Here is a 21,252-nt window from a genome sequence, read left to right on the forward strand (position 1 = left end):
TCGGCATCGGACGTGTGAAGGCATGTACCTATCGCAGATAGGGCAGCTCGATCCAGGCGTTCGATATGTTTGCCCTGTACCCGATTCAGTCCCTCCTGCTGGAAGCGGGACAGCGTCCGGCTCTCGGTTTTCAGGCTCATGCCCAGCTAGCTGCCGACCTGCCTCAATGATTGTGCGCGCTCATGTGCCCAGTATCGTCATTGACCGTGCATTTCGAAATCAGGCTGGGCTGAGCCTGCTGTCAGGCTTGCCGCGCGCCTTGTCAGGTTTCCCTGACAGTGCAGACGAACACGTATCGACGCCGTGGTGTCCAGAGGCGGACGTGTTGACCTGGCCGGTGTTGACGCGCTCTGCCGCCTGGCTTCTCCGCTGCGGATGATCGTAGGGGGAAGCCGATCCTGTCGTTGTCAACCTCAGCGCCCGCGCAGCGGCGTGGATCTCTTGTGAGAAGCGGCTGGATGTGGTGCCTGGGGCGACCCACATGTTCGAGGAGCCGGGCGGCAAAGCTTGCAGCCGCATGGTTTGTTCGCCATTTCGCTGCAGCGCAAGCGGGAAGGGGCCCATAGCGCCCTTGCTGTCAGCGCCGTCAAGGCTGACTCGGCGAGGAGAAGTGGGGCGAAACGCAGTCGCTCGGAACGATATTGCGTTGCCGCACGCGGGGCCGCATCTGTCGATTATCTTGATGTCAGGCGCGACCACTTCAATGAGATGCCTGGAGACACCAAGGCATTTTCGCGTAATGGTCGACGGCATCCGACACAAACAGATTAGCGGCCGGATTCCCTCTGGCAGCCACAGCATGAATTCCTCAATGGGCAGTCTGGATAACTTTTCGGCGGCGGCGTGGGCGCCGATGGGGACATTCTTGTCGGCCATGTGCGGCGCGCAGTTCGCCTACGCCTACGAACTGTTCCAGAGGTCGATGCGCCAGTTCGGGCCGCCGTCATACCATCTGGACACTGTCTGCCAGGACGGCAAACACGTGCCGGTGACAACGACCGTCGTTGCCGAGACCCCGTTCTGCCGTTTGCTGCGCTTCTCGGTGGGCGACGGTCACGGCGTACGCCGGATGTTGTGCGCACCGCTTGCCGGGCACCGGGCAGTCGTGGTTCGCGACGCCATCGAATCCATGCTGCTTGACGCGGACGTCTATGTCACCGACTGGATTGATGCACGGGACGTACCGCGCGAAGCCGGCCACTTCGGCCTGGCAGACTGCGTATTGCTGCTCGAGCAGTTCATGACGCTGCTCGATCCGGCGCGCCTTGATGTGGTGGCGATCTGCCAGGCGACCATTCCGTGCATTGCGGCCGTTTCTCGCCTGGCATCCGGAGATGCGCCGGAAGTGAGGGCGCTGGTACTGATGGGCGGCCCGCTGGATGCAAGGCTTCACCCGACCAGACTCGGCGACATCGCGGCCATGATGCCGCTGCCAGTGTTTCTCGCCCACTGCACAGGCGCCGTGCCGCACGAATATCGCGGCGCGGGACGTATCGTGTATCCGGGCTTTCTGCAATTGCCCACGCTGGCATGTGGCCAGCCGGAGCGCCTTTCGGCGATGGTGTTCGCTGCGCTTCAGGGGCCATGGCCGGGGTCCCGGGCGCAGGCAGATCTGCGCCATGCAGCCGTAGCGGGGTATGTGGCGATGATGGACATGCCGGTTGAATTCGTGCTCGATACCATGCGCATCGTCTTCCGCGAGCACCTGTTGCCACGTGGGTCGTGGTACGTCGGAGGAATGCCGGTGGATCCGGCAGCCATGCGGACAACACGGCTACTGACGGTTGAAGGGCAGCTCGATACGATCACCGGCGCCGGGCAGACCCACGCCGCGCAGACGCTGTGCCGTGGTCTGGAACGACGGTTGTGTACGCAAGTCACCGTTCCGGGTTGTGATCACTATGGGTTGTTTTCCGGCCCGGTGTGGCGAAGCCGCGTTTATCCCATGCTACGGAGCTGGCTTAACGCGCCGGCGTGACACCGGCGATCCTGACGTGAAGAGAGGCTCTTGCGGAGAGGGTCGAGGCAGGCCCATTGGCACTGCCTTCCGAATCCTTCAAGCTCGTCGTCTCGTGCTACGATCCGCCCAAATGAAAAAGCCTATCTACTACACCTGCCAGAACCAGTCCTGCGGAACCCGCTGGGAGTCCACCGAAGTGGTTGTCGTCAACGAGGGCCAGGGCCCGTTGTTCCGCTGCCCGATCTGCGGCGCCCGCAATGTGCTGGCCGCGCGCGAAGAGGGCGGCGTGACCGTCTATCGTCAACGGCGGACGACAGGCTCCTGACGCAACCTGAACCAGGACGGCGGCCAGCGTCCGCGGTCCGCAGGGTTTCGGGGTGCCATGGCCGTCTACTTGACCCGCAACATCCCCTTCATCGTCGGATGCAGCGTGCAGATGTAGGGATATTCCCCTTTCCGGGTTGCCTTGTATCGCCAAGATTCTCCCGGCGCAATGCTCTTCGAGTCGAACCGGCCGGCTTGGGACGTCACCGTATGGGGGAATGGGTCGTTATTGACCCAGACAACGGTGTCGCCCATGTTGACGGCCAGTTCCGGGGGCGAGTACGCCGTAGCGTCCATCGTGATGGTGTGGGTCGCCGGCCTGGCGCTCACAGGCTGGGCTGGCCCGGCGAGCATCAATCCCAATGTCACGAGCAGGGGAATATACGAGCTTCGCATGGCCTGAGTTCTGGAAGGCTTACTTCTTGTCCAGTTCGTCCTGGATATGCTTTGCATGCTCAAGATGCGCGACGAAAGCCGGACGCACCTTTACCAGCAAGGCCTTGAGTTCCTCGTTCTTGGCGTTCGGAATGAGCGTCTTGTCCATGGCATCCAGCACTGCCTGGTGGTACGTGACCTCGTTATCGACGTAGGCGCTATCAAATTGCGCACCCTTCAGGCTCTTCAGATTCTGAATGTTCTTGTCGCCGCCGGCCTTGAGGCTCTGGCTGGTGGGATTGTCTTCTGGCGTGACATTCAGTTTCTTGACCAGAGCGGTGGCCGATTTGTTAACGCCCGTATGGTCCGTGACCATTTGCTTGCCGAACGCCTTCACGTCCTTGTTCGAGGCTTTGGCCTCGGCAAGTTTCCCCGCATCGATGTCGACCTGGTTTGCCGTGACGACGATGGAGGCGATCTGGGCATCGTTGGGTGCGGCGCCCTGCGCCATGGCGGCATTGGTGGCAACGGCGAGCATGCCCGTGACTAGAATGCTGGCGATCTTCATGATGGTTCCTCTTCGTTTGGTGAGTCATGGATAAACACGCATGCCGAATGACGTCGCGATCAATGGGGGCGGACCACCCCCTGGCTGTGACGTCGCCGCATGATGACCTCGAAGGCCGAAGCATCGCCGGCGACGGCAGCGGCGATCATCGGCATCTGTGCGGGCAACGGCCGCAGACATGGGTGTCTGGGTATGCATATCGGGGATGGCCACTCCATTTGCGTTCCTGCGTATTAGACAGGCGAGGCGCCAAAAAGGTGACAGAGGCGCGAAAACGAATGTCTGGCATCACTTTGGGGAGAGGCTCGCTTGGAATGGGAGGCGGTGGGAAATTCGGCGATTCATGACCGCGATTTCAATCAATTCTTGGCCAAGGATTGGCCAAGATGACAGTCATAAGGCGCTGCTTTGGCGGCGCGTTTAGCCAATTAGTGTCCGAACTTGCATCATTCAAGGATAAAGTGACCAAATTTTTGACCGTTGCTGTAAGTTTTTGAATTCAAATGCTTTTTTTTGAGGAGCGAACTGACGGATCTCAAGGGAGCCTTGGCTGGAAGCCTTCCAAACAGTGCGACTGATTACTGAGCCTTCCATATTCAGTTGGCACTAGCGGACGTTCCAAGCGCATCACCGAGTTGACCGACACCGACTACCACTGCGGCAACTTCTGAGCCACCCGCGACTCCGCCACCCCTGGCGTGTTCCATCCCTCGGCGGGTGGTACACCAGCTTGGCTTTGTCTTGGTTTTCCATCGTGTCGTATCGGGCGCCCAGGACGCAGCTCTTCTGACACAACATTGGCAAACGCTTCTGCGACGGTCGAATGTGGAAGATGGCTCGCGCGGGCCATTCTGATCTCGATGAGGCACGCCGGCAGAAGTGGCACGACCCGCAACGCATGAGCGAACACGCGCGCGGCATACGGATTGACGATACCAATGCCCGCGCCTTCCGCTGCCAGGCCGCAAATCGTCCCGGAGTAGGTCGTCTGCAGCGTTGCGGCTGGTTCCGCGCCGGCTTCTCGCAATGCCTGCCAGAGCGCGACGGACAGTTCATCGTCGGCATTGAGCGTCAGCAGACGCTGCGCCGCGAGCTCGGAAGCATGCAGCCGCCGCCGCGAGGCGAGCGGATGGTCCGGGTGGATCACGCAAACCGCGCGCGTCTGGCCCATGACCTCGATATCGAACTGCGGATGGTCGAGTCGCCCCGTGACCAGCACCAGGTCGAAGCGGCCGTGCAGCAGTCCTTCGCTGAGCTGGTGGCTTCCCATAGTCTGCAGGTCGACATGCACATCGGGATGCAGCGCCGCGAAGCGCGCCACGATGCCCGGCATGAGCCCGAGCCCGAGCGCCGGCGTGCAGCCCAGGCGCAGCAGCCCCGTTCCCGAGCGTCGCAGCAGGTCGACTTCCTGCGCGATGCGCGCGAGTCCCTGAAAGTGGTTCTGCACCGTTTCGAACAGCCGCTGCGCTTCCGGCGTCGGCCTTAACCGCCCCTTGCCCATATCGAACAGCTTCAGTGCCGTTCCGGACTGCATTTGTGCGAGCAGCCGGCTCACCGAGGGCTGGGTGGTGTGCAGCATGGCCGCTGCCGCCGTGGTCGTGCCAGTCAGCATGACGGCGCGGAATGCCTCGATTTCGCGAAAGGTTGGCGTGCGCGGCATACGAATGAGCGTCCGATGGGGGGCGCCCAGTGTATATCAGGATTGCATAGCCTCCACGCATAATTGCATTTTTCAGCATGGTAGGACCCACCTAAACTAGCATCCATTCAAAGGCCGACCGCCTGTTCCCCACGGAGACATTGCATGCCACGCAAGCCGACGCTTTCGCGCTGCCTGACCCTGCTGACCGCGCTGCTTGCCGGCACCGCATCGTTTGCCGCCAACGCGGTCTACCCGGATCACGCGCTGCGCCTGATCGTGCCGTTCAGCGCGGGCGGCAGTTCGGACCTGCAGGCGCGCATGCTGGCCGACAGGCTCGGCAAGGTGTACGGCCAGCCTGTGGTGGTCGAGAACCGCCCCGGCGCTGGAGGCCATATCGGCGGCAAGGCCGTCGCGGATGCGCCGGCGGACGGCTATACGTTATTGCTTGGCTCGATCGGCCTGCACGCGACCTATGGGACGTATCCGAAGCTTAACTACAACCCCGCCACGGACCTCAAGGTAATCACGGTGCTCGCCGAGATGCCGCACGTCGTGGTGGTGAATCCGCAGATCCAGGTGACCAGCCTCAGGCAGCTTGTCGAGGCTGCTGGCAAGCGCCCCCAAGGCATGACGTTCGGGTCGGCCGGCGTGGGTTCGTCGGTGCACATGATTGGCGAGCTGTTCCGCGTCACCACTGGCGCTTCGCTGACGCACGTGCCGTACAAGGGCAGTTCGGCAGCCATGGCCGACCTGCTCGGCGGGCAGATCGATATGATGTTCGAGAACCCGCCGACCACGCTTGGCTATATCCGCACGGGCAAGCTGCGCGCGCTCGCCGTCACCGGCAAGACGCGGTTGCCGGCATTGCCGCAGGTGCCCACGGCGGCGGAAGCCGGCGTGCCCGGCTTTGTCGCGACGTCGTGGACGACGATCGCGGTAGGTGCCAAAGTGCCCGACGCAATCGCGGACAAGCTCAATGCAGATATCCGCTCGATCGTCGCCTCGCAGGAATTCCGCAGCGGGCTGGCCGAGCAGGGCATGACGCCGGTCGGCAATACCCGCGACGCCGCCACAAAATTCATTGCCGGCGAGAAGACGCGCTGGGATGACGTCATCAGGAAAGCCCGGCTGGTGGCGGAATGAGCCTGAGCACCGACTTCAACCCCCACGTCTTCCACTCCGCAGCACCGACTATGCCTCATTTCCCCAACGTCATCACGCAGCTGGCTCTGCCGTGCCGACGCCTCGGCGACGGCGAGCGCCACCACTTCTTCGGCTACTACAACAAGAGCACCTGGGACCGCGGCGACCGCTATGCGCTCGCACAGCGCGTGCCGATGGCCGATGCGGACCTGCATCCGGGGCTCGCGGCGGAGATCGGCTTTTTCGACACGCAGGACAATGACCGATTCCACAAGGTCGGCGAGACCACCGCGTGGAACTGGCAGATGGGTGCGCAACTGCAGTGGCTCGATGGCGCACCCGGGCGGCAGCTAATCTATAACTGCAGCAACGACGATGTGGCGGCGTTCTATCCATGCCTGGGCTCTACCATTCACGACGTTGCCACAGGTGCCACGCGCCACCTGCCGATGCCCGTCTATGTCGTCGCGCCGAACAGCTGCTACGCGCTGTGCGTGGATTACCGACGGCTGTACGTGACGCACCAGACGATCGGCTACAGCGACGAGGACGCATTGCGTGCACGGCCGGCGCTGCCGCTGGCGCCAGCGCATGACGGTATCCACGCCATGGATCTCGAGAGTGGCCACACGCGCTTGATCGTCAGCTATGCGGACTTGCGCAACTTCCATCCCGTGCCGTCGATGGACAAGGCCATCCACTGGGTCAGCCACATCGAGATCAGTCCATCCTCGTCGCGCGTGCTGTTCCTGCATCGGTGGACCGAGCGCGTGGAGGACGAGACCTGCTTCCTGCACCGGCTGATCACCGTCAACCCGGACGGCACGGACATGCGCCTGCTTGAGTGCTCGGACCATCCGCTGCCGCAACTCGCCGAGGATTTCGACCCGAGCGCGGTAGGCACGTTCGACTATGAGAAGTCGGAGTACCAGATCTCGCATCCGCTGTGGAAGGACGATCGGCACATCATTGTCTGGGGTCCGCACAATGGCAGCATCCATTACCACCTGTACGAAGACCGGGCCGGCGGCGATGTCGCGGTGATCGGCGCGGACTTACTGACTGAGAACGGTCACATGACGTTCTCGCGCACGCATCCGGACTGGCTGCTCAGCGATACGTACCCTGACGCGCAGACCAACGAGCGCATCCTGTTCCTGTACCACGTCGGCCGCGGCGAGCGCTACGACATTGGCTCGTTCTACACCAGTCCGGACCTGAAGAAGGAAAACCGCTGCGATCTCCACCCGCGCTGGAGCCGTGACGGCAAATCCGTTTGCATTGATTCGATTCACGATGGCAACCGGCAGATGTACGTGCTTGATGTCAGTCCGGTGATCGATGCGCCGTGAGGCGCCTCCGATCATTCAGGTACCGCGGCAGATAATACGTGCCGTAGAACTGATCAAGACCATCCCGGTCGCTTCCAGCGGACGTCCACGCCGTGCGCTTCAACTTGCCGCATGAGTGGCGACACTGCCTGCGAGGCACGGATCGGTGTACGCCCGCGCAGCAAGTCATCATGTTTTGCCTGTAGTGCGTGAACGATACTCCGTTGGCGCAAGCGAGAACGCACGCCGGAAAGCCCGACTGAACGCTGCCTCCGAGTCATAGCCGAGCTCCTCTGCAATCTGCGAGATTCGCCGGCCAGTGGTTGACAGCCGCTGGCAGGCAAGCTGCATTCGCCAATTGATCAGGTAACGCATCGGCGACTCGCCGACCAGTTGCACAAACCTGCGCGACAAGTTGGAGCGCGACTGGTCGACCGCGGCGGCCAGCTTGTCGACGGTCCAGTCGGATCCCGGTTCGGCGTGCAATAGTGCAAGCGCATGGCCAATCAAGGGATCGCGCAGCGCTCCAATCCAACCCGTCGATTCCTTGGGGGCGCTCGAGAGCCAGTGACGTATTGCCCAGATGAACATCAGGTCAATAATCCGGGACAACATAATGGCGCTTCCGATCGAAGGACTCGCGACCTCCTGCTGCATCGCTGCAATAGTTAGTGACACCCATTCCCGCGAGCCGATGGCGTCAGACGGTTCATCCGCCCTGCAGGCCACATGCAGTAAGGTTGGCAATCCGCGCATCAGTGCCTGACCTCCAGCCGCTTCAAACTGGAACAGGCCGCTCGTAATACGCGCGGGCGAGGAGCCCTGATGATTTTCGCGGGTCAACGTAGCGTCGGCGCCTTCAATGCGATGGCCTTGCGCACGAGGGAGAAGAACTATGTCGCCCGGCGACAAGCGTACAGTTTCACTGCTGCCGGTCAGGCGCAACTGACAGTGCCCGTCCTGAATGATGTGAAAGCATGCTTGGCCCGTTGGAAATGAATGCTCCTCTCCGGATTGGACAACAGTTTCACCAAGAAGCTCACCGCGCATGCGAGAAATGCTAAAGACCTCCAGAAAAACGTCGGAGGCGGGACGACTGGCATCCGTGAATAGGGACCGACTGGCTGGGCGTCTCTGCAAAGATTTGGATGTCTTGGTCATGGTGTGCCAGCAAAATTAGCTCAATAATGGGCGATCGAAGCATACGCCAGCGCTCCCGCTTGTGTCTCTCTTTCGCTGTGTCGTTGCTCCCATTGTCGGATGGGTCGTCAGTCACCGTCTGGGTGACATCGATTGGAACGTTTTCTCAACCGCCGAGGGACTCCGACGTCTCGGAGATTTCGGCGAGTAATTTCTACTCACAGATTGGAGTCAGCCATGAGCAATCAGCCTACCATTGTGTTGGTGCACGGCTTCTGGGGCGGAGCTGCGCACTGGGGCAAGGTCATTGTTGAACTGGTAGGGAAGGGATATACCTCCCTTCGCGCCGTGGAGCTCCCGTTGACATCGCTTGCCGACGATGCGGAGCGTACTCGCAAAATGATTGCCCAACAAACCGGCCCAGTCCTACTGGTCGGACATTCTTACGGGGGCGCGGTGATCACGCAGGCCGGTGACCAGCCGAATGTAATCGGGCTTGTTTATATAGCGGCGTTTGCACCCGACGCGGGGGAAAGCCCCGGCGGCATTACGCAGCAGCATCTTCCTGTGGCAGCGCCGAACCTTGTGCCAGACAGTGACGGCTACCTTTGGCTTAAAGCCGATAAATTCCATGAGAGCTTCTGTCAGGACCTGCCGGCCAAGGATGCGCTGGTGATGGCGGCGACGCAGAAGGCGCCGCTTGCCAGTACCTTTGGCGACACCATCACGGCGGCAGCATGGAGGAAGAAGCCGTCTTGGTACCAGATTTCCAGCGAAGACGGAATGATCGCGCCTGAAAATCAACTGAAGATGTCGGCACGGCTCAACTCCCGGAAGGTCATCACTCTGGCGGCAAGCCATGCTTCGCTGGCTTCGAGGCCAGCGGAGGTTGCAGCGTTGATCGACGAGGCGGCGACCGAGGCGTCCAAGGGATAGCTTCCTGAACGCCGCCACCCTCAGGCTGCGCAGTGTGCCGAACGGCGTCAACGGCGAGGTATGCCTCCAAGATTGATGGCGTCCGGCGCAATGGCACGATGGCAACCGTCGTCCGATGGAGATATCGAGATATGAGTGACATGCACAACGCCAAGGCTGCCTGCTCCACGCGATCCATGTGCGATAGCCGTGGCGCTTCGACCATGCAGGCGGTTCTTGCCCCGCGCCAAGACGATCTGGATCGGCATGCAGCGAACCATGGATACCGCGCTCACCATTCAGGCACCGAGGGAAGAGTCATGACTTCTCTATAAGGCGATGCCACTACCGTCCAACTGGCGGCAAAGGCAAGCGATGCGACGCCTTGATGGAATGCAGGACAAATGCGCTACGAACTTCGCGCACGTGGGGCAAGGTAGCCAGCGTCTTGCGGCTGAACTCAGCAAAGCTGTCCAGGTTCTGCGCGACGACTCGCAGGAGGTAGTCCTCCACGCCAGACAGGATGTAGCAGGAAAGCACTTTGTCCACCCCGTGCACGGCGCGTTCGAACTCCAGGGCGTCCGCCTCGCGGTGTGAAGATATCTTGATAAAAACAAAGGCCTCGATTCCAAGCCCCAACGCCTTGCGATCAAGCAACAGGTTGTAGCCCTGGATCACGCCGGATTCCTCGAGACGCTTGACACGGCGCCAACTGGGGGAAATCGAACTGTTGGTTGCCTCGGCAAGTGCCGCCATCGACATGCGAGGATCGGCCTGCAGGCAGGAAAGAATCTGAATGTCCGCAGCGGACAGCGGTACTGGAAGCATGGTGCTCTCCCCGTTTGCCGAGCAACACGGGGACCACCCCCTTCGAGAAGCCATCGGCACATTTTTTCTAAGGAAAAGGATACTACAGAAATGCCTTATCCCATTGGGCCAACAAATCGCAAAAAAACATAACCCCCAGCGAGTCCTCGCGTATTTCTCAGAGCGTCGCGGTCATACATGTTTTCATGATTTTCACTGCCCCATAATCGAATCCGTTCGGGCAAGTGGGAATCATGGACGCAAGGGAATCGAGGCCGTGGTGTCCGGTCCGGAGCGCGGACTCTGGTGTCGATAAGCCGGTCGCGCTCGTTGCCTCATTCACCGGTGCGTCGGGCAAAGATTGTCCTGATGGCTGCCAATGGGCATGCCGATCGCGACATTGCCATGCAGCTTGCCGGCCGAGATTGCCCACCAGATCCTGCAGCAACATCAGTACTTGCCGCTCAGCAGCTCACCGCAGCCCTGCACTTGCGCGCGCAGCCCGAGCTTGCCCAGCATCTGCCACGTGGTGGCCACTGCGGCCGACACGGTCGGGATGCCCGATTCTTCCTGCACCTTCTGGATCGACGGCAGCGACTGCATCTGCACGCACGCCGACAGCACGATGGCATCGACACCGGTGGTGTCGATGCGCTTGTAGATCTCGAGCAGGTTGGCCGGGTCCTGCGCCGCGACCTGCAGGTTGTCGGGGATCTCGAGCGCGCAGTAGTCCTTGACTTCGATGTCTTCGCTCTCGATGTAGTCGACCACCATCCTGGTCAGCGGCTTCATGTACGGGCACACCACGGACAGACGTTTGGCGCCCATCGCCTTGAGGCCGTCCACGAGCGCACCTGCGCTGGTCACTACCGGCGCAGGGTTCCCGTTCTCGACGGTGCGCCGCGTCAGGCGTTCTTCCGACACACGGTGATAGCCCTTGCCCATGCTCATGATGGCCACGAGGCACGCATAGCCGAGCACGTCCACGCGCGCGTCGGACAGCTCGATCGCGCAGCGGTCGCTGTCGCGGTCCATGGCTTCGAGTTCTTCCTTGACCACCTTCTTCATGCGCATGCGGCTCGAATGAAAGGTGAAGCGCTCGGCAAAGTCGAGTTCGCGCGCGCGGAACATGGCGGGGATCTCCGTCTCCATCGTGGTGTTGGAGGACGGCACGATCTGGCCGATACGCAGCGGCTTCTGCGGGGTAAAGATTGGGGACGGCATTACTTGGTCTCGGTCAGTTCGAATGCATTGAGTTCGGCCTCTTCGGCGTCCAGGTCGATCTGCGGAACCGCGCCGTCGAGGAACTGCGCTGGCTGCAGTGCGCGGCGGTTCACGCGCAGGTCGAACACGTCGAAGCGGTTGTAGTGGCCTGTGATGTCGTGCATCTGGCGCGGCTGGATGCAGCGCGACAGGTCGATATCGGCATAGACGATGCCTTCCTCGTCGATCAGCGGCTCGCCGATCACGCGGCCGTCCGGGCCCAGGAAGCCGGAAAAGGCGCTGTTGCGGCGGGACATCAGCTCGCGCGCCTTCGGGTTCAGGGGTTCCATCGCGCAGATGATCTCTTCCGACACGGTCGAGCACGACACCGCGGTGAACACCTTGCCTTCGAAGCAATGCGCAGCGGCGCGCACCTTGATCGCTTCGGCCATGTCGTAGTCGGCCGGCGCCACGGGCAGCGAGATATAGCTGGCCACGTGCATCAGTTCACCCTGCGACAGCAGCGCGAAGCGCGCGAGCGTGTTGGTGTTCTCGCCGCAGGCGAGCGAACCCAGCGGGCCCACGCTGGTCTGGCGCACGCGCAGCGCTGATGCATCGCCATTGGCCCAGGTCAGCTTCTCGGCCCAGGTCGGCACGAGCTTGCGGTGGCGGCCCAGGATGCGGCCTTCATCGCTGATGGTCACCAGCGTGTTGTACAGCGTGCCGATGCCGGTCTTGCTGCGCTCGTTCACGCCGACTACCACGTTGATGTGGTTGGCCTGCGTGGCTTGCGCGATCTTGCGGATCTCGGGACCGGGTATCTCGATCGAAGCCTTGACCAGCTTCTCGAACCACGGGCTCGCGTCGACCGGGTTGGTCAGCCAGCTCCAGTACGGGTAGCCCGCGACGAACACCTCGGGAAAGGCAACCAGCTTCGCGCCATTGTCGGCGGCTTCCTTGATCAGGCGGCAGACCTTGTCGACGGTCGCGTCGGCATCGAGAAAGACCGGCGCGGCCTGTACGGCGGCGGCCTTGAACTTGGGCAGGTTGAGCATGGAATTCTCCGTTATCGTTCGCTACACGTCGTTCCCGCGCAGGCGGGAACCCAGCGTCTTTCCGCATGCCGATGGCACCCGCGCAAAGTCACTGGGCCCCCGCTTCCGCGGGGGCGGCGGAAGTAGTTCCGTCAGCCTCAGACCGCAACCACCGGGTGGCGCAGTTCGCCAATGCCTTCCACCTTGGCGACCACCACGTCGCCCGGCCACAGCCATTCCTGCGGGGTGCGGCCCGCGCCCACGCCGTCCGGCGTGCCGGTGGCGATGATGTCGCCCGGCTCCAGCGTCATGCCCTTGCTGATGTCGGCGACCAGCGCATTGACGTTGAACAGCATGTGGCGCGTGTTGGAGCTTTGCTTGGTCACGCCGTTGACGGTCAGCGACAGGTCCAGCGTGTGCGGATCGGCGATCTCGTCGGCGGTGACGATGACCGGACCGAACGGCGCGTAGGTGTCCTGGCCCTTCGAGTAGATCCACTGGCCGGCGCGGCGGCAGTCGCGCGCCGAGATGTCGATCATCACGCTGTAGCCGAATACGTAGTTCAGCGCATCAGCTTCCTTCACGCCCTTGCCGCGCGTGCCGATAATGACGGTCAGCTCCACTTCCCAGTCCATCTGCTGGGTGATTTCCTTGTTGTGCTCGATGGCATCGCCCGGGCCGATCACGGTGGTCGGCGGCTTCGAGAAGATCACCGGCTCCTTCGGCAGTTCCTTCGAGGTGTCCAGGCTGCGGCTCGATTCGGCCACATGCTCGACGTAGTTCAGGCCGATGCCCCAGATGTTCTTGCGCGGGCGCGGAATCGGCGCGAGCAGCTTGACGTTCGACACCGGCACGGCCACGCCGAACGGGAAACGGCCCTTGTGCTCGTTCAGCAGCGCGCTGGTGGACTTGACCGCGGCCGGACCCAGGTCGATGAACGACAGCATGTCGGACGGGATGGCGGCGCCGACGGCTTCGCCGAAGCGGGCTAGGTCGACGACATAGCCGTCCACGATGGCGCCCAGGCGGGCGGCGGCGGCAACTTCAGTGCGGAAGGTAACGAGACGCATGGTTTTACTACTCCGATGAGAATTCAGTAATCAGGGAATCAGGGGATAAGGGGGTTCAGGCCAGCCGTTGATGGCCGTCGTTCTCCGCCAGCGCTTCCTCGCGGTATAGCCCGAGCGAATGCATCACCGGCAGGTCGTTGAAGCAGAACAGCACCGCGTCGTCGCTGGCCGAAGCGTTCGCGTGCTCGTGGAATGCCCACGACGGCACGCAGAAGATGTCGCGCTCGGTCCAGTCGAAGCGCTGGCCATTGATGACCGAATGGCCGCTGCCCTTGGCCACCTGATAGATGAAGCTGCCGGTGTGGCGGTGGGCCTTGGTCGCTTCGCCGGGGCGCAGCAGTTGCATGCTCGCGCCGATGGTCGGCATGACCGGGCCGCCGGTGACCGGGTTGACGTAGTGCATCAGCACGCCGTCGAACGGACTGCCGTCGGTGACCTTGCTGTATCGCGCCAACGCCTCGTAGGTCGGCGCCCATTCGTACTTGAACAGCGGCGAGTACGGCTTGCTCCACGCGCCGCCGTGCGGGCGCAGGCCCTTGCCGCCCCAGATGGCCGGCACGTCGTCGACGGGGTGCGTGACGGCCTGCAGCAGGTTCGGGTGCACCGCGTAGAAGCCGGCCTCCATCGCGTTGACGAGCGGAATGTCCAGGCCGTCCTGCCAGATGCAGGTGGTACCGTCGGCCGACACGCCGTGTTCGTGCCACGTACCGTTTGGCGTCAGCACGAAGTCATTGGCACCGAGCGTCATCTTGTGGCCGTCGACGATCGTGTAAGCGCCGCTGCCTTCCATGATGAAGCGCAGCGCCGACGACGAGTGCGCGTGGGCCGATGCCGCCTCGCCCGGATGCATCACCTGCAGGCCCGAGTAGAGCCAGCCCACGGCGGCGGACACGTCCTGGCGGCCCGGATTGTTCAGGTAGATCACGCGGCGCCCTGCCTTCTCCGGCGTCACCAGGTCGACCGAGCGCAGCACGTGGTCGCGCAGGTCGCGGTAGCGCCACAGCACCGGCACCGATTCGGACTTCGGCTGCCACGGCTCGATCTTGTTGGCCACGGTCCACAGCGCGCCGGTCTTCAGCGCGTCGAGTTTCTTGTAGTAGGCCACCAGTTCCGGGGTGTCCTCCACATCGGCGCGGCCGGCGACGCTTTCGCGGTAGGTGTCGTAGTTGCCTTTGGACATGTCATCTCCTGTTCTTCATGTGCTGCGGGTCCGGCTGCGCAGTCAGAATCGATGCCGAAGCCCGATCCGTGAAGCAAACTGGCGACTGCCCATGGCCGGCTGGCCGAGCGCGGCGACCGCCTGGGCATTGAAGGCGTGGTCCATGGCGTAGGTGCCAACCAGGTATGCATCCGTGCGGCGCGACAGCTGGTAGTCGAGGCTCGCGATCACCTGGCTTGCGCTGTCAAGATCGTTGTTGCGGCGCTGGAACTGATAGCCAAGGCCGGCGTTCAGGCTTGGCAACAGCTTGTAGACGGCACCGGCCTCCAGCGTGAGCGCGCGCGGCCTGCTGCCACCGTTGAGCCGCACGTCCGAGGCACTCGCGAACAGCCGCAGCGCGTCACGCTCGTAGGCCGCCCCTGCGGCATAGATCGTCTTGGTACCGATACCGAATGCATCGCTTTCGCGGTAGTAAGCGACCGCCGCGCTGGCTGGTCCGCGGGCGTAACTGACCCCCGCGCTCAAGGTGCCGCGCTTGCTGACCGAACCGCTTGCTTCGCCGAGGCCATACATTGCCCCGAAGCTCAGGCCACCAAGGTCGGGTGAGACATACTTGACGGCGTTGTCGACCCAGTCACCCCAGACGCGGTTGTCGAGCTGGTAGCCGCCCGCCGCGTAGGCCGGCAAGCTCCAGGCGAACAGGCCAGCAGGCGTATTGGCGGCAGACGCGTAGGCCGGCAGATAGTCGCCTATCAGATCGTATTGGCGGCCAAGTGTCAGCGTGCCCCAATCTCCCGACAGTCCGGCGTAGGCCTGCCTTCCGAACAGGCGCCCGCCCTGGCCCGGTACCCCGGTATCCGACTGGAAGCCGCTTTCGAGCGCGAACACCGCACGCATCGTGCCACCAAGATTCTCCGTGCCGCGCATGCCCCACCGCTCGCCCTGCGCAACCCCGGACATCATCTGCACGGCAGAGCCCGCGTGCCCGTTCGCGGCCGTGTTGTTGGTATAGGTCACGCCCGTGTCGAGCAGGCCATAGAGCGTGACTTGGGCCTGCGCCTGGGCGTGAACGCTGGCCAGGCCGGCGAGCATCGCCGTCATGGAATAGATCTTCTTCATGTCTCCTCTCAATTTTGATTTGATTTGGTTTGATGCAGTGCCGCCCCGGCCCGCGCGACGCGTTGTTGCGTTTCGTCAGGCAAGCCGGGGCCAAAGCCTGTGGATGCCAGGCCGGTTGTCGTGGTGAATCCGGGATGGGCGCGGGTTGCCGCGCGGGGTATGCGCTGGGCGCGTCAGGCGGGTTTCGTGCGGCTGGTCTGCCTGCGGCCGGCAATCAGATAGGCAATGGCGAGCGCGGCAAGCATCGGCAGGCCGGTGAGCAGGGTCATACGAAACGCCGGCACGAACAGGGTCGAGCCGATCACGCAAACCATCGTGGTGCCGCCCAGCAGCGTCAGGTAGGGATAGCCCGGCACGCGGAATGCCGGCGTGATGCCATCGCGCTTGCAGGCCAGCCGGAAGCGGTAGTGCGTCACGAAGATCATCAGCCACGCGAACAGCGCGCCAAACATTGCGATCGACATCACCAGCAAGAATGAATCGTGCGGCACCAGCACGCTGCAGGCTGCGGCGAAGGCCACGCCTACGGTCGACAGCAACAGGCTATGCAGGGGAATGCCATTGGCGCCAACCGTGCCCAGCGATGCGGGTGCGTGGCCATTGCGTGCGAGGCTGAAGATCATGCGTGTGGCCACATAGAGCTGTGCGTTCATGGCGGACAGCGCCGCACTTAGCACCACAAAATTCATGACGCTGGCGCCGCCGGCAATGCCGATGTGCTCCATCACCAGTACAAACGGGCTTTTGCCGGTGCCGGCTGTCTGCCACGGCACGATGGCCAGCATCAGGCCGATGGTGCAGGCATAGAAGAAAATCAGGCGGAACAGCGCGGATTTGAACGCGCTGCGCGCAGCACGTTCCGGCTGTGCCGCCTCGCCTGCGGCCACCGCGATGAACTCGATGCCAATAAAGCTGAAGATTGCCACTACCACCGCGAACCAGGTTCCGGAGAATCCATGTGGAAAGAATCCGCCGTTGGCGTGGAAGTTCGCCAGGCCGATGGCGCCGTCCGCCGGAGCGGAGAACACGACATAACTGCCCAGCAGGATAAAGGCGACGATTGCGATAACCTTGATGACGGTAAACCAGTACTCGGCCGCACCAAACGTGTTCACGCTGCGCGCGTTGAGGAACACCAGGGCCGCCGAGAACGCGAGAATCCACAGCCAGCCCGGCGAGTCGGGGAACCAGAAGCGCATATAAACCGAAATCGCCGTTACCTCCGCGCCGATGACCAGCACCACCGATATCCAGTATGCGTAGCGCACTACAAAGCCGGCCATGCCGCCGAGATAGTGCTCGGCGTAGGAGCCAAAAGATCCTGTGCTGGGGTGAGTAACAACCATTTCTCCGAGGCACCCCATCAGCAGCAGCGCGACTGCGGCGCCGATGGCAAAGCTGAGTATCACACTGGGGCCGGCCAGCTGGATCGCAGCGCCGCTGCCAAGGAACAGTCCAGTGCCGATCGCGCTGCCGATGGCGATCATGGTGAGCTGGGGTGGCGTGAGGGACTGCTTGAGGCCGCGCTCGCGCGCGGCAATGGTGTGAAACTGCCCGGGATCGGACATGTCTTGTCTCCTGTTTTATCGTTTGAATGAGGCGAGGGCCTGGCGCGGCCCTCGACCCCGCGAACAAGCTGCAGTGCTAGGTGAAAGCACGCCGCTGCAAGTGCTCAGGCCGGTCCCACAGGCGCCGGGTCATGATGTCGTCGATGGCGTTGATCAGCGCAGTCACGTCCTCTTCGGTGTTGAAGAGCGGAGCAAAGCCAAAACGCATGAAATCGGGCATGCGGAAGTCGCCGATCATCTGCTGCCGGGCCAGCTCCTGCATCACCGCATAGCCTTGGGGATGGCGCAGCGAGACATGGCTGCCGCGGGCCTCGGGCTGTGCCGGCGAAGCGACCTGGAAACCATGCCGGTCCAGGCGGCAACGCGCTTGCTCGATGAACCGGCCGGTCAGTTGCAGGCTGCGCGCGCGCAGCGCGTCGAGGCTGATGCCGTCGAACGCCTGCAGCGAACGCTCCAGCACAGACAAGGCGAGCACCGGGTTCGTGCCACACAGGAAGCGCTCGATGCCGGGTGCCGGCTCGTAGCTCTCATGGAAATCGAAGGGCTGGGCGTGGCCAAACCATCCGGCAAGCGGCTGCTCGCAGTCGGCGAGATGGCGGCGTGCGACATACAGGAAGGCCGGAGCGCCGGGGCCGCCGTTCAGATACTTGTAGCCGCAGCCCACCGCAAAGTCGACGCGGTGCAGATTCAGGTCGCAGCGCATGGCCCCCGCCGAATGCGACAGGTCGCACACCATCAGAGCACCCGAGTCGTGCGTGGCGCGCGTGTACGCCGCCAGGGAATTGACCTGTGCGCTGCGATAGTCCACATGGTTGAGCAGCACGATGGCGACGTCATCGCTCAGCGTCTCGGGAATCCGGGCCGTCGGCACGCTTGTGATCGTCATGTCGAACAGCTTGGCGACCTGAGCGGCGATGTATAGATCTGTCGGAAATGACTCCGCATCGGTGATGATGCGCGTTCGTCCCGGACGCAGCCGCGCCGCGGCACACAGTACCTTGAACAGGTTGACAGAGGTCGAATCGGACGCGATCACCTCGCCCGGAGCGGCACCGATCAGCGCAGCAATCCGGTCACCAACGCGACGCGGTAGCGTATTCCACTGCGCGTCGTGCCAGGACCGGATCAGGCCTTGTCCCCACTCATGCGTGACTGCCACGTAGGCGTGCATCTGTGCAGCCTTCGGCAACGGACCCAGCGAATTGCCGTCAAAATAGCGCATGCCCTCCGGGAGCACGAACTGCTCTCTCGCGCGTGCGAACATGGCGGCGGTGCCGTCCGGTCCGGCAGTATGGTCGAACTCGCTCATCATGCCCCCAGTACCGTACGGATGGCCCACAGCTCGGGGAAGAAGCGGTGCTCGACCACATGCTTGAGCCAGCCTACGCCTGCGGAGCCGCCGGTGCCAGGCTTGAAGCCCAGGATGCGCTCGACGGAGGTGAAGTGGCGCCAGCGGTATTGCGAAAACAGGTCGGCGATCTCGATCAGCTGTTCGCCCAGCACATACAGATCATTGTCCGGACCCGCATCCTGGTACACCATGAGCCACGCTTGTTCTACCTCCGGGTTGCTCGCGTAGGTTTCTGACCAGTCGCGCTCAAGCGCCCGGGCGGGCATAGGCACCCCGCGCCGCGCCAGCAACGCCAATACGTCGTCATAGAGGCTGCGCCCATGCAGCGCTTGCTCCAGCTGGGGATACACGTCGGGATTGTTGGCGTGCGCCTGCGCCAGCCGCACGGACTTGTTGCCGAGCAGGAATTCGACATGCCGGTACATGTACGACTGCTGGCCCGACGACACGCCGAGACAGTCCCGGAACTCGTTGAAGCCGCTCGTCGAGATGGTCGACAGCACGTCCCAGGTCTTGACCAGGTATTCGAACAAGCGTTTCACGCGCGGCGCGAGTTCCAGTGCGCCGCTCAGGTCGTCGGCCTGGATGCGCAGCTGCATGTTGTAAAGCTCGTAGTGAATTGCCTTGAAGGTGAGTTCCTTGCACTGCGTCATCAGAATGAACACCATCTCGTCGTGGCCCGCGCTGCGCATGTGCTGCAGGCTCAGCAACAGGTCGTTGCGGTGGTAGTCGATGTACGGATTGCTCTTGCCAGCGAAGTCGACCAGCGGCTCGCCGGCGGTTACTTTGACGGCATCCGAACGGCTCTGGTCGGTCGAGATGTCGACGTTCCGAACCAGCGACAGCTCGAGCGCGGGGTCGCGGACTTCGGGAATCACGCGTTTGCGGGGGAAAGTCATTTGGGGTCTCCAAGTAGCTTGCTGACAGCCTGGCCAAGCACGGTGTCGCGCCGGCCAATGTCGAAAAGAATGTCAAAATGATCGCGCTCGGGTACCTCGAGCGTATGCGTGGGGACTATGTGGGTGGCAAGGTGGGCGGCATAGTCCCGGCTTTGCCGTTTGAATTCGGCGGTCTCCCGCTCACCCCAGGAGACAAGGGTCGGTACCTGAACCTGGGGGGCGAGCGAGAGCGGGCTTAGTGCCCACGCGCTCGCGTTGTCCAGCCCGAGCGGTTTATTGACGTAGGTGCGAACCAGCGGGCGCAGGTCATATATGCCTGATAGCAGCAGCACGGCGCGCAATGGGGGTGTGCGTCGATCGAGCAAGCGCCAGTCGAGCATCGTCATCATTGCTGCGAGGTGGGCGCCAGCGGAGCTACCTGCAAGCAAGATGGCATGGTCAGGCCGCGCACGGCTCAGCGTCACCAGCGCACGCGCGCATTGTCGGACGATGCCTTGCACTGTGGCGGCAGGGGCCAGCGTGTAGTTGATGGCAGCGTAGTCAATGCCCTGCGCGAGGAAGTGACCCGCGGGGAAGCAACTGTCATCCGCCGACAGATCTTGCCAGTAGCCGCCATGCAGGTAGACCACCATGACGGGCCGGGGCGGCGCCGCAGTCTCGAACAGGATGGTGTATTCGTCACCGTGCGAGCCGTACGGTATGTGACAGCTTGTCCTCTCGGCCAAAACCCGCCGACTCAGCGTAGCGTAGGACGCAACGACTTCATTGAAGCGTGGTGCCAACGAGCTGGGCGAGTATTCCCGCTCGAGGTCTGTGTCGGGTAATTGTTCCCACATCGTCGTCTCCCCCATCGATGCGGAAATTGTAGAGACGGGACGCGGGGAATTCTTTTCGTTCTTTGCGAGAAGGGCCGGGGTAGCCGGCAAGCTGTGCCTACTGCCGTCGACGCATGGGAAAAACATACCGCAGCTTGCGTGGCGTGGCGTTACCAGGACGCGGCTGCCACTGAATGTCGGGCTGAATGGCCTGGCAAGCGTGCGTGGCCGGGTTTTTCCGGATGCCGACGAAATGAGTAGATCCGCAAACAAGATGAACGGATGTGCCATCACAAGTCAGCAGGGCGGGGATAACATTTGGCCACTTATTCAGCAACCGGTAGAGGGATATATCACCGGGGCGCGAACGGCATGGTGGGTTTCCTGAGGAGGTTCCTACGTCGTTGAGCCGTCTGCTGCGTTTCTCCTGGCGCGGCCATCCCGACAGTCAGAGTTGTGATCGCCCGCCGCGTTCTGACAACCCATCTACCGTCTGTGCTACTCGGTGGCGAAATCTTCGATGCGAAGGCGGGGATACACAACGGCAGCTTCCAAGCGAGCTATGCCGACCCGCCCACGTTGGAATGTGCCGCGATCGAATGGGCCAGCAGGATGGACCCATGCCCAGCCAAGCCTATGAACTGGCAAAAATGCAGCCCTTGGCGCCATATCTGGCCACGATACGCAATGCCGCGGCGCGGCACTGGCCCATGTTCTGTGAAGTATTCCGCAGTGCCGTGAGCCGGCACGCCATTGCCAAGCACGCCGCTCGCGTTCAGCTCGGCGGAGCAGGCTGGCACGCTCAGCACTGAATCACGACCTTGCTGTT

Annotated in this window: 20 protein-coding genes; 6 read left to right on the forward strand and 14 right to left on the reverse strand. The window is 62.6% G+C overall.

What is annotated here, in order from left to right; translation table 11 throughout:
* Positions 1-646: 646 nt before the first annotated feature.
* Both phaZ and ACIGJG_RS25410 read left to right on the forward strand, forming a co-directional pair.
* Positions 647-1,978 (forward strand): polyhydroxyalkanoate depolymerase, encoded by a 1,332-nt coding sequence (gene phaZ, locus ACIGJG_RS25405; RefSeq protein ID WP_483673179.1) that lies wholly within the window; start codon positions 647-649, stop codon positions 1,976-1,978.
* A gap of 112 nt (positions 1,979-2,090) precedes the next feature.
* Positions 2,091-2,285: a hypothetical protein gene (locus ACIGJG_RS25410; RefSeq protein WP_041680253.1), complete on the forward strand. Its 195-nt coding sequence runs from the start codon at positions 2,091-2,093 to the stop codon at positions 2,283-2,285.
* 65 nt (positions 2,286-2,350) lie between these two features.
* Here ACIGJG_RS25410 and ACIGJG_RS25415 read toward each other — a convergent pair whose 3' ends face one another.
* The 3 genes from ACIGJG_RS25415 to ACIGJG_RS25425 all read right to left on the reverse strand — a co-directional run bounded on the left by ACIGJG_RS25415 (position 2,351) and on the right by ACIGJG_RS25425 (position 4,887).
* The gene (locus ACIGJG_RS25415; RefSeq protein WP_483673180.1) at positions 2,351-2,680 is read right to left on the reverse strand and encodes a cupredoxin domain-containing protein; all 330 of its coding nucleotides are present in this window, start codon (positions 2,678-2,680) and stop codon (positions 2,351-2,353) included.
* A gap of 19 nt (positions 2,681-2,699) precedes the next feature.
* On the reverse strand, positions 2,700-3,227 hold the full coding sequence (locus tag ACIGJG_RS25420; RefSeq protein WP_483673181.1) for a DUF4142 domain-containing protein: 528 nt from the start codon (positions 3,225-3,227) through the stop codon (positions 2,700-2,702).
* A 649-nt stretch (positions 3,228-3,876) separates the two neighbouring features.
* On the reverse strand, positions 3,877-4,887 hold the full coding sequence (locus ACIGJG_RS25425; RefSeq protein ID WP_483673183.1) for a LysR substrate-binding domain-containing protein: 1,011 nt from the start codon (positions 4,885-4,887) through the stop codon (positions 3,877-3,879).
* 144 nt (positions 4,888-5,031) lie between these two features.
* On the opposite strand from ACIGJG_RS25425, the gene ACIGJG_RS25430 reads away from it, so the two are divergent.
* Together ACIGJG_RS25430 and ACIGJG_RS25435 are read left to right on the forward strand one after the other, a co-directional pair.
* Entirely contained in the window at positions 5,032-6,012 is a 981-nt protein-coding gene (locus tag ACIGJG_RS25430; RefSeq protein ID WP_483673185.1) for a Bug family tripartite tricarboxylate transporter substrate binding protein, read from the forward strand.
* Between the two features lie 50 nt (positions 6,013-6,062).
* A complete protein-coding gene (locus ACIGJG_RS25435) occupies positions 6,063-7,364 on the forward strand; it encodes a hypothetical protein (RefSeq protein ID WP_483674041.1) in 1,302 nt (433 codons plus the stop codon).
* A gap of 168 nt (positions 7,365-7,532) precedes the next feature.
* Here ACIGJG_RS25435 and ACIGJG_RS25440 read toward each other — a convergent pair whose 3' ends face one another.
* Positions 7,533-8,504: an AraC family transcriptional regulator gene (locus ACIGJG_RS25440; protein WP_483673187.1), complete on the reverse strand. Its 972-nt coding sequence runs from the start codon at positions 8,502-8,504 to the stop codon at positions 7,533-7,535.
* A gap of 216 nt (positions 8,505-8,720) precedes the next feature.
* Here ACIGJG_RS25440 and ACIGJG_RS25445 point away from each other — a divergent pair, with 216 nt between their 5' ends.
* On the forward strand, positions 8,721-9,419 hold the full coding sequence (locus tag ACIGJG_RS25445) for an alpha/beta hydrolase (protein ID WP_483673189.1): 699 nt from the start codon (positions 8,721-8,723) through the stop codon (positions 9,417-9,419).
* Between the two features lie 324 nt (positions 9,420-9,743).
* Here the strand turns inward: ACIGJG_RS25445 and ACIGJG_RS25450 are convergent, their stop codons facing one another.
* The 10 genes from ACIGJG_RS25450 to ACIGJG_RS25495 all read right to left on the reverse strand — a co-directional run bounded on the left by ACIGJG_RS25450 (position 9,744) and on the right by ACIGJG_RS25495 (position 20,444).
* A complete protein-coding gene (locus ACIGJG_RS25450; RefSeq protein WP_483673191.1) occupies positions 9,744-10,226 on the reverse strand; it encodes an Lrp/AsnC family transcriptional regulator in 483 nt (160 codons plus the stop codon).
* A 429-nt stretch (positions 10,227-10,655) separates the two neighbouring features.
* Positions 10,656-11,429: a maleate cis-trans isomerase family protein gene (locus ACIGJG_RS25455; RefSeq protein ID WP_483673193.1), complete on the reverse strand. Its 774-nt coding sequence runs from the start codon at positions 11,427-11,429 to the stop codon at positions 10,656-10,658.
* Entirely contained in the window at positions 11,429-12,463 is a 1,035-nt protein-coding gene (locus ACIGJG_RS25460) for a carbon-nitrogen hydrolase family protein (RefSeq protein ID WP_483673194.1), read from the reverse strand. Before ACIGJG_RS25460 ends, ACIGJG_RS25455 begins: the two co-directional genes overlap by 1 nt.
* A 137-nt stretch (positions 12,464-12,600) precedes the next feature.
* Positions 12,601-13,512, reverse strand: coding sequence for a fumarylacetoacetate hydrolase family protein (locus ACIGJG_RS25465; protein WP_483673195.1), 912 nt, complete (start codon positions 13,510-13,512; stop codon positions 12,601-12,603).
* Positions 13,513-13,567: 55 nt separating this feature from the next.
* Positions 13,568-14,692, reverse strand: a complete 1,125-nt coding sequence (locus ACIGJG_RS25470; protein ID WP_483673196.1) for a cupin domain-containing protein — start codon at positions 14,690-14,692, stop codon at positions 13,568-13,570.
* 42 nt (positions 14,693-14,734) lie between these two features.
* The gene (locus tag ACIGJG_RS25475) at positions 14,735-15,790 is read right to left on the reverse strand and encodes a porin (protein WP_483673198.1); all 1,056 of its coding nucleotides are present in this window, start codon (positions 15,788-15,790) and stop codon (positions 14,735-14,737) included.
* Between the two features lie 173 nt (positions 15,791-15,963).
* Positions 15,964-17,358, reverse strand: coding sequence for an amino acid permease (locus ACIGJG_RS25480; RefSeq protein ID WP_483673200.1), 1,395 nt, complete (start codon positions 17,356-17,358; stop codon positions 15,964-15,966).
* Positions 17,359-17,434: 76 nt separating this feature from the next.
* Positions 17,435-18,670 (reverse strand): kynureninase, encoded by a 1,236-nt coding sequence (gene kynU, locus ACIGJG_RS25485; RefSeq protein ID WP_483673202.1) that lies wholly within the window; start codon positions 18,668-18,670, stop codon positions 17,435-17,437.
* A complete protein-coding gene (locus ACIGJG_RS25490) occupies positions 18,667-19,608 on the reverse strand; it encodes a tryptophan 2,3-dioxygenase (RefSeq protein WP_483673203.1) in 942 nt (313 codons plus the stop codon). The genes kynU and ACIGJG_RS25490 overlap by 4 nt, the downstream gene beginning before the upstream one ends.
* Positions 19,605-20,444: an alpha/beta hydrolase gene (locus tag ACIGJG_RS25495; protein ID WP_483673204.1), complete on the reverse strand. Its 840-nt coding sequence runs from the start codon at positions 20,442-20,444 to the stop codon at positions 19,605-19,607. Before ACIGJG_RS25495 ends, ACIGJG_RS25490 begins: the two co-directional genes overlap by 4 nt.
* A gap of 599 nt (positions 20,445-21,043) precedes the next feature.
* On the opposite strand from ACIGJG_RS25495, the gene ACIGJG_RS25500 reads away from it, so the two are divergent.
* On the forward strand, positions 21,044-21,235 hold the full coding sequence (locus ACIGJG_RS25500) for a hypothetical protein (RefSeq protein WP_483673205.1): 192 nt from the start codon (positions 21,044-21,046) through the stop codon (positions 21,233-21,235).
* The last annotated feature ends 17 nt before the right edge of the window (positions 21,236-21,252 follow it).

The sequence above is a fragment of the Cupriavidus sp. C1SS-2L genome (assembly GCF_057073735.1).